This window comes from Woronichinia naegeliana WA131, from assembly GCA_025370055.1.
GTDB lineage: Bacteria > Cyanobacteriota > Cyanobacteriia > Cyanobacteriales > Microcystaceae > Woronichinia > Woronichinia naegeliana.
Window position 1 is genome coordinate 6047248 of record CP073041.1, and the last position, 13034, is coordinate 6060281.

Below are 13034 nucleotides of genomic sequence, written 5' to 3' on the forward strand. Positions count from 1 at the left end.
ATTTTTTGACTTTTTCAGCAAGCCCTAATTAACCTTCTTAGTTTGGACAGCAGTTCGACTCTGCTCGGCTCCATTTCAATCGTGCCAAACTTAATCCTCCACGAGGGCATTAACATCTAGGAGCATTTCTCCGGCCATGAGGCGTTGGGATGCTTCTAAAAGTGCTTCTTCGATATAAGGTTTAACGAAATAACCCTTAGCTCCTTTTTCAGCGGCCAGACGCTGCATTTTTTGAGCCCCCCGTGAGGTGATCATCGCCACTGGAATCCGAGATAATTGCGGATCATCCTGTAACCGGCTCAGAAGCTCTAAGCCATTCATACGAGGCATTTCAATATCGCAGAGGATTAAATCACAGGGCAGTCCTGAACGTAGTTTTTCCCAGGCATCCTGGCCATCTCGCGCCACTTCGGTATCATAACCAGCCTTACGGTAAGTCAAAGACAGCATTTCCCGCACCATAACAGAGTCGTCAATGATCAGAACCCTGGGCGACACATCCATCTCATCTTGGAGAGGTGGAAACTGACCTGGATTAGTCTGTTTGGCTTTCTTAAAACGAGACAGGAAAGAATGGGGTTGCTTGATACTTCCTTGCAGTAAGACCTCGCCTTGCATCATGCGGGCAGCGGCATCCAGAATGTCTTTTTCGGTATAGGGTTTGGTAAAATAACCACTGGCTCCCAACCTGGCAGCAACTTTTCGGTGACGGTCTGCTCCCCGTGAGGTTAGTAGAGCAATGGGAATATTGGCTAATTGCTCATCACTTTGCATTTGTGAGAGTAACTCCAAACCATTCATGCGCGGCATTTCGATGTCACAGAAGACGAGATCACAGGGCAATCCCGATCGCAGTTTTTCCCAGGCTTCCTGACCATCCCGTGCTTGTTCCACTCGATAGCCGGCCTTACTGAAACTGAGAGAAAGCAGTTCCCGTACCGTAATGGAGTCATCCACAATCAGGACGGTTGGCTCCATTTGTAGGTCTTGGTTAACAGGGGTTGCCGTTTTACGCCAGAGTCCACCACCAATATCAGTCCGAATACGCCCTTGGGCAATTTCAATGAGTTCGAGAACATCCCCAATCGGCATAATACTACCATCGCCTCGAACCGTTGCCCCAGCAATACCTGGCGGCTTGGGCACTGGCCCCTCAATCTGTTTAATAACAATTTCTTCTTCTCCTAATACGTTATCAACCTGAATCGCCAGTAAATTACTTGCGCCTCCTCGTAAGACCACAATCGAGACAATTTCTTCTTCTTTCTTGCCGCCATAGACTGTACCCCGACTGAGTTGGCGATTATAGTTCAGTAAGTCCCCTAGACGATAGATCGGTAGTAACATATCCTGCCAATGAATACGGGTGTGACCTTTAGTTGATGAAGGAAAAGAAAAGTGTTAACATGGGATGAAAAGTGACAAAGAGGAAACAATGATGACAGCAAAACTAATTAATGTAGAGGGTTCAAAGATAAAAATAGAACTAACATTAGAACTCAGTCGTTCAATGTTGGATACAGAAATAAATATTCAAAAAGGCTTAAACGAAGTAGGTTGCATCGCCAGCAAAGAAGCCTTGAAATATTTAGATACAGATGGTTCACCCTTAAAAATCGGTGAAGAAATCTGGAAGAGTAAGGGAGAGCAACCGAAAGAATATCAAACACCTTATGGTGAGGTTATAGTGAATCGTCATGTATATCAGCGTTCACCTTTGAGGAAAAACGTATTGCCCCTTAGAAAGAGAAGCAAGGATAATCATAACATCAACGCCATTATTGGCAAAACAGGTATCCTCAAAAATGTCAGGGATGGCAGGCAAAGAGGTGAAAAATGATTTATTAGAAAATCATGGTAGAAAAGTAGCGCTATCCTATATCCAAAGATTGAGTGAAGCAGTAGGAAGTGTGGTACAGGCAAAAGAAGAAGCGTGGAGTTATGCCCCGCCCAAGGAGGATAGCCAAATTGCAACAGTGGGAATAGGATTAGATGGAACCTGTATGCTGATGTGTGAGGATGGCTACCGTGAAGCAATGGTGGGAACCGTTTCCCTATACGATAGTGAAGGCGAACGTCAACCTACAATCTATCTAGGTGCGGCACCAGAGTATGGAAAAAAGAGTTTTCTAGAAAGATTAGAAAGAGAAATTGAGCGAGCGAAAAACCGTTATCCAGAGGCAACATTGGTCGGGATAGCAGACGGGGCAGAATCAAATTGGAAGTTTTTAGAAAAGCAAACGGAAGAACAGATATTAGATTTCTATCATGCCTCTGGTTACTTAGGTGCCTTGGCAGAAGCGTTGCATCCGAATACCGTGTCAAAACAAAAAGAATGGTTGACTGAAAATTGTCGAGAACTCAAGCATGAAAAAGGAAAAGCAGGAGAACTGCTAAATCTGATGAAAGAAGTCAAAGAAGAAAAAAGTCATTCTAAGAATCTTACCGAGAAACTACAAGCGGCGATTACTTATTACGAGAATCATCAGCATCAAATGGATTATGCTGAATACATAGAGAAAAAGTATCCGATTGGTTCAGGTGTTACGGAAGCAGCTTGTAAGACGTTGGTCAAACAACGATTATGTTGTTCAGGGATGCGATGGAAGGAAAAAGGAGCAGGAATTATTTTGAGCCTACGAGCTTTGGTATTGACCAAGGAACGATGGAGTCAATTTTGGGCAAAACTTGATCAATATGGGTTCCCTGTAGAACCCTGATTACAACAGCTTTTATCAACTAAAGGTCGCACCCCCTCATTCAAGACCACATCACTGGGCAGATAGTCTTTGGTATCTTCTACGCCATCCATCGGAAAGGCAATACGGGCGCGATCGCTGAGACAGCAAAGAGCTTTACAGATACTGAGGGTTAAGGGCAAACGAATGCTAAAGGTAGTTCCTTTTCCTGGTGTAGAATCAATGGTGACAGAGCCACGAATTTCCAGTAAACTGGTTCGCACGACATCAAGACCTACTCCCCGCCCCGAAAAGTCATCCGCCTTGTCTTTTGTACTAAAACCGGCATGAAACAGCAGATCATAGACATCCTGTTCATTCATGCTATGGGCTTCTAATGGTGTAATCACTCCTTTTTCGATCGCTTTGCGCTTAACCCGCTCGGCATCAATACCAGCCCCATCATCAGATACGGTAATTAAGGTTTGGTTACCCTGTAGAAAAGCAGAAATACTGACTTCACCTTCGGGGGACTTACCTTTTCTTTGTCGTTCCTCTGGACTTTCAATACCGTGAGTGATGGCATTATTGACCAGGTGGGTCATGGGATTATACAAATGCTCTAGGATCATCTTGTCAATCAAGACTTCCCGACCTTCTACTTGCAGTCCGACCTGTTTATTCAGTTTCATGGAAACTTCGCGAATGGCACGGGGGAGGCGATCGGCTGTTTGGGCAAAGGGAACCATCCGAGATTTGGTCATGCCCTCCTGAAGTTGGGTTGTGACTTGCCGTAGGGTACGGGCCACCTGATCGGTTTCATCCACCAGGTATTGAATATCAGAAGTGGATTCTCGAACTCGCACAATCAATTCAATCATTTCCTGAGACAGCAAATGGAAACCCGTAAAACGATCCATCTCCAACGCATCTAGGGGTTGATCGCCTCCTTGGGTCGCGCCAGAAAAACCACCGCGATCGCGCACGGTGACAGTGGCTTCCCCTGAGTAAGTTGATTTAGGAGACTGACGGTTAGTATGACGACTCGCTAATAAAGCTCCCTCTAACAATGTCCGCTCATAGAGATCCTGCATTCGGCCACCCACATCACTTAAGCTCTGGGCCTGATTGAGTAAATTATCTAAAAATTGTCGTAGGCGTTCCTGATCCTGCTCTAGGCGATTTCGTTTAACGACCAGTTCCCCAATCAAATTACTGAGATTATCTAACTGTTTGACCGGAACTCGCATGGTCTGTTCAAAAACCTTGGTCTTCCCTGGGCGGTTGCGGGGTTGAAGACGTTGACCTCCCACCGCAATCATGGTTGGCGGGCCTCCCATCGTGCGATCGGCCTGCTCCAATAGGGCCTCTAAATCCTTGAATTCATCTTCTGCTTCGTAGTTGGTATAGGCAGGAGTATAAACAGGGGCAACGGGCACAGGCGTTTCTGCTATGACTGGAGCGGTAATAACAGGGGAATCAATCAATGCTTCCAGAGCTTGAATATTTAATGGTTCCTCAAGGGGCTGGAAACGAGGTGGTTCTGCTAACAGGGATTCTAACTGGTCAATATCATCATAAAACTGTAAAGATTCAGGAACGGCATTCCAAGCTGAGACAGGGGGAGATAACTGAGCGGTACTTTCATTAAAGTCATTAAAAAAGGCATTCGTTTCGGATTCAGAGGAAGAACTCGTGACTCCTAATAACTCTCGTAAATCCTCTAGTTCCGAAGGTCTGAAAGTAGAACTGATGGAAAAACTGGATTCTAAAGATTGCGGCGTACTATTGGAGCTGGGGGAATGATCTTCATGGCCGTTCGTATGAGACGAGCCTAGCAACATTTCTTCGGGAATACTTAAGGCTAAATCCTCTTCCGCTTCCTGGAACAAATTGTCTAAATCATCAAATCCGACCAAATTATCATTATTCTGCTGACTGAAAATAGGGTTTAATTCTGAGGCTGGAGTTTCAGTCGGAGAGGAACTCGTTGAGATTAGACTATCAAGTTCTAACCAACTAGAGGTTTCGTAGGGATCGAGTTCTGCTTCTTCCAATTCCGCTGGATCTTCAAATAGGGCTTCTAGCTCTGCATCAGCTTGATCTAGGGAAAGCGTCATACGTTGAGGCGTTTCTACCCTGGCAATAGGGGCATCTAGCTCAAAGAGACTTTCATCAAAAGCACTCTCATCAAAAGCACTTTCGTCAAATAGATTATTGAGGTCATCAATTCCCTGGGCATCACCTTCTGAGGACGTTTCCTGTTCTAAGTCCTTAAGAATTCCCTCGATTTCATCGTCAAACCAATTGTCCATTTCCGGCATATCTTGGGGGTTACTGCTCATCGTCATATTGATCCTAACAAGGGTCACAGGGATTGCAAGGGATGTTACCTCTAGTTAAGGCTTTAGGTTCTTGCTCTTTAAATGTACCTAAAACCATCATTAAATGTAATGATTTGAAACGTTACATTAAACTTTTAAGAAATATCTTTAAGAATATCTCGGTACTGTATTAGATATATTTAATGAAGAAAAAAATATCTTTCACTAACTATATCATTCATCCATCAAGGCCAGAGAAACTGACGTTACCATCAGCAATATAATACTATCCTTGGATTATTTATCAATCACTTTGAATTTGGATGCTTCATTTGGATGTATTTTCACAGATTTAGAACATTACGCTAGTGTTGAATGAGTTCAATCTTGTAACCGTTGGGATCTTCCACAAAAGCAATCACGGTAGAGCCATGCTTCATGGGGCCCGGTTCACGGGTGACTTTACCGCCCTTGGCCTTAATCTTGTCACATGTGGCATAGATATCATCCACACCGATCGCCACATGACCAAAGGCATTACCCAATTCGTATTGTTCGACTCCCCAGTTATAGGTTAATTCAATCACAGCCTGCTGAGATTCATCGCCATAACCGACAAAGGCCAGGGTAAACTCACCTGTAGGATACTCTCGTTGGCGTAGCAGAGTCATCCCTAAAACATCGCAATAAAACTGTAATGATTGTTCTAGATTGCCAACCCGTAACATGGTGTGAAGCATTCGCATTGTAAAAACTAGCCTCCTAAGCAATGGTCAAAATCCAGTCGATCTTAGCAAAAATAAAAAAGCCCGGCTACTGCCAAGGCTAGTGGGAGAAATCCAATGGGAAACCTTTTGTGGGATAAACCGAAGAAAATAAAGAGTCGTTATAGAATTTTGTTTTTATATCGAGAGATTGCTTTTTGCTCTCATGTAAATAAATGTAACGTCTTTGTTGCGAATTGTAAAGATAACTTGACAAAGCAATCCTGATTAAAGTCATAAGCAAAAGTCATGGGCTGACATTGACGGAGCTTGACCGGCAAAAAAAACTTAAGGTTTAGAGAGGCTGAGGGCCTTAAGATCCAGCTTTTCTAGACGTTGATAGGCTTGATCAATAAATCCTTGACCCCGCAAAAAGCCGGTATTCGCGCCAGGACAAAGATAATTTAAGGTGGTTGCCGAAAAGCGATCGCGGAGTTTAGCGACACTATTAAGCTGCCGTTGCCAATGAAAGGTTTTGGAAAGACGCAGAGGAGTGGGTTGACCCTGCTGATCGCTTAGTAAATGGCGACCTGTAAAGAGAACACCCCCTAAAACCGAGGTGTAAAGACAAGTCGAGCCAGGGGAGTGGCCCGGTGTCCAGATTAATTGCAGTTCTGAGTTTAAATCCAAACTGTCTTGAAAAGTTGTCACGGCTAAATTGGGTAGCAGGTAGGACTCCTGTTCTTGAATCAGGACTTGACAATTAAGCGTCTGTTGTAGGACAGCTAGAGATGGACTAATACCACCGCGATGGCTCAACGCTAACCAACGCACGCCCCCCAATTCCGCTAAAAATTGTTGATTTTCTTTATCCCAGGCGGGACAATCAATTAAAACGTTGCCCCCAGAATGCACAAACAGATAAGCTGTCCCCCCTAAAATATCTCGATTGGGAGGAAAGGCATAGATACCAGGAAGAATGAGACGAGGCGGCTTAAACTTGCGCTCAGAGGGACTTGGAAGATTCGACTCATCAATCATGGTGGGTTAGGGGGATAGGATAGCCTGAATTTTAGATTAGCAATAAAGTTCTACCCTATTTATCATAGAAAGATAGAGATAATGGTCACTAGCTAATCATTGTTCTTCTTTAAACTGATTTAATGTCGCCGAACAGACGCAACTAACTTCAAAATGTGGCTCTTTTTATTTCTACTCGGATTCATTACCTACTTTGTCGTCAAAAGCAGTGCAGCTAATGTCACACGGACTCCCGTTTGGCTACTCTGGTTTGTATTAATGATTCCCGCTCTGATTTGGACACTTTGGTCGGTGGTCTATGGGGAGGATCAGCCCTTACCGTTACTACTGATTCTGGGGCCATTTTTGGTGTGTCCTGGACTCTACTGGTGGCTCGTTCAAAAGGGGCGAATTACTCCAGAGAAAAAAGAAGAGACATCTCTAAACCCTGGCAGCGAAGAAGATAAAACCACAACGGATACAAAAATTCGTCCGATCAATGTCCAAGAGGAAAAATCCTTACGGGACTGTTTTCCCTGGGGCGTTTATTATTTGCAACAATTGGACTATCGACCTCAGGCGATTCTCTGTCGAGGAAAACTGCAAACTGCTCCGGAGATGGCCTATGAGCGCATTAAGGATAATGTGGAAAATGTTTTCGGCGATCGCTTTTTAGTCCTATTTCAGGAAAGTTTACAGGGGCAACCCTTTTTCGCGCTCATTCCCAATCCCGTTACGGAATCTCAACCGGAAACCACTTCGGAACCGCTTTCCCGACCTTGGATAGCCCTAGCCCTATTAGTGATGACGATCTTTACCACTACCTTGATTGGGGCTGAGATGAGCGGAGTGACCTCCAAGGAATTGCAAGCCGACCCGATGGTTTTAAGCCAGGGTTTACCCTATGCCCTCGGTATTATTAGTATTTTAGGGATTCATGAATTGAGTCACTATTTGACAGCAATTTACTATAAAGTACGGACGACCTTGCCGTATTTTATTCCGATTCCTTTCTTTTTGGGAACCTTTGGGGCCTTTATTCAGATGAAATCCCCAGTTCCTCATCGTCGTGCCCTCTTTGATGTGGCGATCGCCGGGCCTTTAGGCGGGTTAGTGATTGCTCTGCCTCTACTCTATTGGGGGTTAAGCCAATCATCGGTGGTTCCAATCAGTTCCCAGGGAACCCTGATCCAGTTTCAGGCACTTGATCCCCGTTTTTCGGTGTTGTTGTCTTTAATCAGTAAACTCGCCTTGGGAGCTACCTTAAAACCAGGGATGGCCTTGGATTTACATCCTTTAGCGATCGCCGGTTATATCGGAATTATCGTAACGGCCTTGAATTTGATGCCCTTTGGTCAATTGGATGGGGGTCATATTATCCATGCCATGCTCGGTCAACGGGTTGCCATCATCGTCGGTCAGATGACTCGGATTGTGGTGGTGATTTTGGCTTTTATCCGTCGTGACTTCTTTCTCTGGGCCATTATTCTATTATTGATGCCGGTCAGTGATCAACCCGCACTCAATGATGTCACGGAATTGGATAACCGACGAGATTTTTTAGGGATTTTTGCCATGGTGATTTTGGTGAGTATTTTGCTACCCTTGCCCAAAGTGGTTGCCGCTTGGTTAGGAATTTAACGCTGTTGACGAACAAAATCTGACAGCCAATTTAGTAAATTCAGACGATGTAAAATAATTTGTCTCGCTTCGGCGATCGCTTCTTTGGCTTCATGCCAGGCATCCAAGGTTGATGTCACTTCTTGGATATAGCCTAATCCCTTTGCATCTAAACTAGGCAAGCGTAAAAAAGATCCTGGTGGCAAAAGGCGATCGGCCGCCGTTCCTCCGTAGTAAATCGGTAAACACCAAGCTAAGAGCGCATCCCATAACTTTTCACTCACATACCACTGATTACCCACATAGTTTTCAACCGCTAAATTATAATAATAGGGGGACATCACATTCCATTTATTATTGACATTCCCCTCCGATTTAATCTCAGTTGGTAAATTCCGGCCATAGATATCAACATCTAGATTTTGGGCTTGTAAAAGGGACATAAAATTAAGACGTTGCTGATGATTCAGAGAGCGATTAATGCCAGAGGTAATCCAACTACAGGTTTTCACTTTTAAAGGACTAGACATCTCATTTAATTCTCGAAATGAGACATTTAGATACCAGATTGCTGGCATATAATCAGGGTAAGGGGCGGCATCATCGGGGCCAGAAACGTAACCACAATGACGATTAGCCCAATGATAATTTTCTTGATTAATCGCCATTACTTTAGCGTCTAGAGGTGGTTCTCTTAATAAATAAATGACGCGCTCTTTAGGAACCCCCCGAAAATCCACAAAGTTCTCTAACGGTTGCTTGAGGGCAGACTGATGCCACCATTGCCACCAGAGGCTAGAGGTCACAGAAACAGGACGATCAAATTGATAAAGTAATAAGTAATCTGGCTCAGAAGTAGTTGCCAGCATTTGTATCTGTTGCCAATAGCCAAAGGGCTGGGGGGTTTGTTTCCATAACCAATCGGCTTGATTGAGGTTTGGATAACTGCTGATCATACCAATGATTTTAGATTTCATGTCTGGCTCCTATGGCTTTTCCTGCTAACCAGGCAGTTGTCCAGGCACTTTGGAAATTGAAACCACCTGTTACTCCATCAATATCCAAAATTTCCCCGGCAAAATAAAGATCTGAACATTTTTTACTGCTCATGGTTTTAAAATCAACTTCTGGTAAATGAACTCCACCACAGGTAACAAATTCCTCTTTAAAAACGCCTTTGCCCTGAATTTGATATTCTCCTAAAAGTAAGGCTTGTGACAAAGCTTGGACGTGTTTTTTAGACAAATCTGCCCAGAGGGTTTTAGGTGCAATGCCGATGAAATTGACTAAATTTTGCCATAATCTTTTAGGGAGATCAACGGGAGAGAAGGTTAAAATTTGTTTCCGTTCTTGCTGTTGTTTGGTTTTCCATAAAAGGGCTTGGCAGGTTTCTAAATTATGATTCGGTAGCCAATTAATCATTAAATTCATTTGATAATGCTGGTCATAGAGTAATCTCGCGCCCCAGGCTGACAATTTTAAAACAGCAGGGCCACTAATGCCCCAATGAGTGATTAATAAGGGCCCGGTTTGCTCTAGTTTTTTGCGGTCTGGACTCACTAAACTGAGGCGAACCTGCTCGACCGTAATACCCGCTAAATCTTCTAAACGGGGATCTCGCAGGTTAAACGTAAAGAGAGAGGGAACGGGAGTTTCAATTTGATGGCCGAATTCCTTAGCCCATTGATAACCGAGAGGGTTACTGCCAGTGGCCAACAGGAGGCGATCGCTCCTTAACGTTTCCCCCGATTTAAGGGTAATCAGAAATTCCGAAGCCTTTTTTTGAACGGTTTGTACCGGAGCTTGGACACGACAATGTACACCGTATTCCCTTGCGGTTTGCAGCAAACAATTGACAATGGTGGCAGAATCATCGCTAATCGGAAACATCCGGCCATCGGCTTCCGTTTTTAAGGCCACTTGACGGTCAGCAAACCAGGCGATCGTATTCTGGGGTTGGAAACGACTAAAGGCTCCTCGTAAGGCCTTACCACCTCTGGGATAATATTGAACTAATTGAGCCGGATCAAAACAATGATGGGTGACATTACAGCGTCCTCCCCCCGAAATTCGTACTTTGCTTAAAAACTGCTTTCCCGCTTCTAATAGCGTAATTTGGGCTTGAGGAAAGGTCATGGCGCAGTTAATGGCCCCAAAAAATCCCGCCGCTCCCCCACCAATAATGATTACCCTGGGATTCTGAACCATGTTATTTTGTCAGTTTAGGTTGATTACGATAAAACTTTCACAGTTTTTGCTATCCATTGAAATTATTAGTTACATTGGGTCTTCTACGGTAAAATAAGGAAGTACATTAGCCTGTCAAATTACTTTGTCCCTTATGTCCCTAGAAGTGATTGTGATAGCTTATCGTTCTGATCCCGTAGGTTTTCTACAGTAAGTTTACACAGCTCAAATTCGATTAGTTTTTCTACGTTAAGTTCACACAACTCAAATTCGATGTCAATCAACAATGACTTTTCTTCAATTAAACTTTGATATTTATCCTTAAGACTATTCTGAAGTTCAATATCTGTAAGACTATTCCGAAGTTCAATATATTCGTTCATATGTTTTGCTAGTTTGCTTTCTAGTTCTAGCTTTTCGATAAGTTTTTTTTCAAATAGAGGATTTGTTTCATATTTTGTTCTTGGGTCTCTTTGACATCTGCCTTGCTTAAGCTTCGTAAATTCCTCAAAAATCTCATCACTGCAAGCTTCCATATTTTGCTTTTTTCCATGTTCTTCCATTTTTTTTAGGATTCGTTTAATCGACTCGTTACGACGATTACTACTCAATCGTTTAGTCTCACTCCAGCTAACAAAAGCAATACCTAAAACAACAGTTATTGTTAGACCAAATGGAGATGGACGACCAGCCGTGATTAAAAGCACCATCGCAAGCCCAAAAGCAACTTGATAAGTTTGCTTAAATAAGGATTGTAAATTTAACTTGGCTTCTTGATACCGACTAACCGTATTATGAGAAATAATCGCCATAATAATTTCTTCCTTATTTCCGCCGAATATCTTTTAAATCAACAATAAAACGAGCAATAAGTCGTCCTGCGAGGATAATCCAGAGCAAAAAGTCTGATGTGACAATGATAAAACAAGCATATCGAGATGGCCCCAGAGCATTCTCTTGCAGACAGACATCAAAACTGGAAAAGTCTTTACCTATGATTATCTTACCAATCAAACTTGGAATTTGGAGTAACAAACCTAAAGCGATCGCATCTTGGATGGATAAATATAGAATTTTCCACAGATCCCCTAAAAGACGTTGTCCAATCAAATCAATGGGTTCCAGTATGCTATCAATGGCCTTTTCTACCCATTGTCCACCTTTGGTTTTAGGACTTTGTGGATTAGGCAAGGGAGCCTGGCTCATACAGAACAATCCTAGAAATCGCTGAGATCACAATGTAAATTACAATACTAGAGTTTTTTAGAGTATTAAGTAAATAGAATTAGATTCTTTGTTTCTCCATAGAACTTTAGAATAGAAAACGCCCAAAACCTTGTCCTTGTTCCCTAAATGCTTGAAAACCTTCCTATTCAGACCACCAGCCATCTCTTTCCCATTGCCGATCACTTTGCCCATCAAGGACGGATTACCGGTATAAAAAGTTTTGGTAACGGCAATATTAACGATACCTTTCTCGTTACTCTAGACGATTTGGCCCAAACCTGTTTTGTTCTACAGCGTATTAATACTCAGGTTTTTAAGCAACCCCAGGCCGTCATGGCCAATATGTACACTTTAACGGAACATATTCACCACAAACTGCAAACTAATCCGGGCGATCGCCGTTGGGAAGTGCCAAGAGTAATCCTAACCAAGGGCCAACGCGATCATTTTGATACAGGGGATGGTTCCTACTGGCGGGCCATTAGCTATATTGAAGGGTCAGAATCCTTTGATATCTTGAAAGATCAAGACCATGCCCAGGAAGTGGGTTATGCGTTGGGAAACTTTCATCATCTGATTAGTGATTTATCAACCGATCGCCTGGTGGATACCCTGGTGGGATTTCATATTACGCCCCAATATCTTCAGCATTACCAGGCCATCATGGCCCAAACCGCCGTTAAAATTTCCCCTGAGGTGCAACATTGTCTCAATTTTGTCAGCGATCGCGCTAATTCCTGTTCTGTTCTTGAAAAAGCCAAGGAAGCGGGCAAATTACCGTTACGCTTAATGCACGGCGATCCCAAGGTCAATAATATTATGTTTGACTGTCAAACGGGTAAGGCGGTAAGTGTGGTGGATCTCGATACCGTTAAACCAGGGCTAGTTCACTATGATATTGGCGATTGTCTGCGATCAGGCTGTAATCCCCAGGGAGAAGAAACGGCAGATTGGCAAAGCGTTTATTTTGATCTCGATCTTTGTCAAGCTATGTTACAGGGTTATTTACAGGTAGCTAAGGCTTTTTTGACGGAAAATGATTATGTTTATTTATTTGATGCGATTCGTCTGATTGCCTTGGAATTAGGATTGCGTTTTTTCACTGATTATTTAGCCGGAAGTGTCTATTTTAAGGTGAAATATCCTGACCATAATTTAGCGCGAGCCTTAGTACAATTTAAGCTAACAGAAAGCATTGAAAGACAAGAGACAGCCATCCAAAAATTAATTACCGATTTAAAATGACGGGTTCTTCGGTAGATACTATGCAATAA

The 13034-nt window shown here is 43.2% G+C and carries 8 protein-coding genes and 3 pseudogenes; 3 read left to right on the plus strand and 8 right to left on the minus strand.

All coding sequences use genetic code 11. The features are described from left to right. Positions 1–90 precede the first annotated feature (90 nt). Positions 91–1353: pseudogene (locus KA717_30755) on the minus strand (response regulator). Positions 1354–1438: 85 nt separating this feature from the next. Between KA717_30755 and KA717_30760 the strand changes: the two are divergent. Further along, positions 1439–2720, plus strand: a pseudogene (locus KA717_30760) (ISKra4 family transposase). Positions 2721–2797: 77 nt separating this feature from the next. On the opposite strand, the pseudogene KA717_30765 reads toward KA717_30760, so the two are convergent. From KA717_30765 to KA717_30775, 3 genes and pseudogenes are all read right to left on the minus strand, one after another. Then, positions 2798–3943: pseudogene (locus KA717_30765) on the minus strand (chemotaxis protein CheA). A 1424-nt stretch (positions 3944–5367) separates the two neighbouring features. After that, a complete protein-coding gene (gene gloA, locus KA717_30770; GenBank protein UXE60016.1) occupies positions 5368–5748 on the minus strand; it encodes a lactoylglutathione lyase in 381 nt (126 codons plus the stop codon). 306 nt (positions 5749–6054) lie between these two features. Further along, the gene (locus KA717_30775) at positions 6055–6747 is read right to left on the minus strand and encodes an MBL fold metallo-hydrolase (GenBank protein ID UXE60017.1); all 693 of its coding nucleotides are present in this window, start codon (positions 6745–6747) and stop codon (positions 6055–6057) included. A 153-nt stretch (positions 6748–6900) separates the two neighbouring features. Here KA717_30775 and KA717_30780 point away from each other — a divergent pair, with 153 nt between their 5' ends. Next, entirely contained in the window at positions 6901–8367 is a 1467-nt protein-coding gene (locus KA717_30780; protein ID UXE60018.1) for a site-2 protease family protein, read from the plus strand. On the opposite strand, the gene KA717_30785 is transcribed toward KA717_30780, so the two are convergent. The 4 genes from KA717_30785 to KA717_30800 form a co-directional block, all read right to left on the minus strand. After that, entirely contained in the window at positions 8364–9323 is a 960-nt protein-coding gene (locus KA717_30785; protein UXE60019.1) for a glycosyltransferase family 10, read from the minus strand. The two genes, KA717_30780 and KA717_30785, sit on opposite strands and share 4 nt — an antisense overlap. Further along, a complete protein-coding gene (locus KA717_30790) occupies positions 9313–10554 on the minus strand; it encodes an NAD(P)/FAD-dependent oxidoreductase (GenBank protein UXE60020.1) in 1242 nt (413 codons plus the stop codon). The genes KA717_30785 and KA717_30790 overlap by 11 nt, the downstream gene beginning before the upstream one ends. Positions 10555–10685: 131 nt before the next feature. Then, positions 10686–11345: a hypothetical protein gene (locus KA717_30795; protein ID UXE60021.1), complete on the minus strand. Its 660-nt coding sequence runs from the start codon at positions 11343–11345 to the stop codon at positions 10686–10688. Positions 11346–11358: 13 nt separating this feature from the next. Further along, positions 11359–11739, minus strand: coding sequence for a hypothetical protein (locus KA717_30800; protein ID UXE60022.1), 381 nt, complete (start codon positions 11737–11739; stop codon positions 11359–11361). Positions 11740–11886: 147 nt separating this feature from the next. Between KA717_30800 and KA717_30805 the strand changes: the two genes are divergently transcribed. After that, positions 11887–13005 carry an aminoglycoside phosphotransferase family protein gene (locus KA717_30805; protein UXE60023.1) on the plus strand — a complete coding sequence of 373 codons (1119 nt, stop codon included), beginning with the start codon at positions 11887–11889 and terminating at the stop codon, positions 13003–13005. The last annotated feature ends 29 nt before the right edge of the window (positions 13006–13034 follow it).

Bases quoted from the DNA above. Each gene is read 5' to 3' on its own strand.
- gloA (UXE60016.1), bottom strand. From the start codon at position 5,748: ATGCGAATGCTTCACACCATGTTACGGGTTGGCAATCTAGAACAATCA.
- KA717_30775 (UXE60017.1), bottom strand. From the start codon at position 6,747: ATGATTGATGAGTCGAATCTTCCAAGTCCCTCTGAGCGCAAGTTTAAG.
- KA717_30780 (UXE60018.1), top strand. From the start codon at position 6,901: ATGTGGCTCTTTTTATTTCTACTCGGATTCATTACCTACTTTGTCGTC.
- KA717_30785 (UXE60019.1), bottom strand. From the start codon at position 9,323: ATGAAATCTAAAATCATTGGTATGATCAGCAGTTATCCAAACCTCAAT.
- KA717_30790 (UXE60020.1), bottom strand. From the start codon at position 10,554: ATGGTTCAGAATCCCAGGGTAATCATTATTGGTGGGGGAGCGGCGGGA.
- KA717_30795 (UXE60021.1), bottom strand. From the start codon at position 11,345: ATGGCGATTATTTCTCATAATACGGTTAGTCGGTATCAAGAAGCCAAG.
- KA717_30800 (UXE60022.1), bottom strand. From the start codon at position 11,739: ATGAGCCAGGCTCCCTTGCCTAATCCACAAAGTCCTAAAACCAAAGGT.
- KA717_30805 (UXE60023.1), top strand. From the start codon at position 11,887: ATGCTTGAAAACCTTCCTATTCAGACCACCAGCCATCTCTTTCCCATT.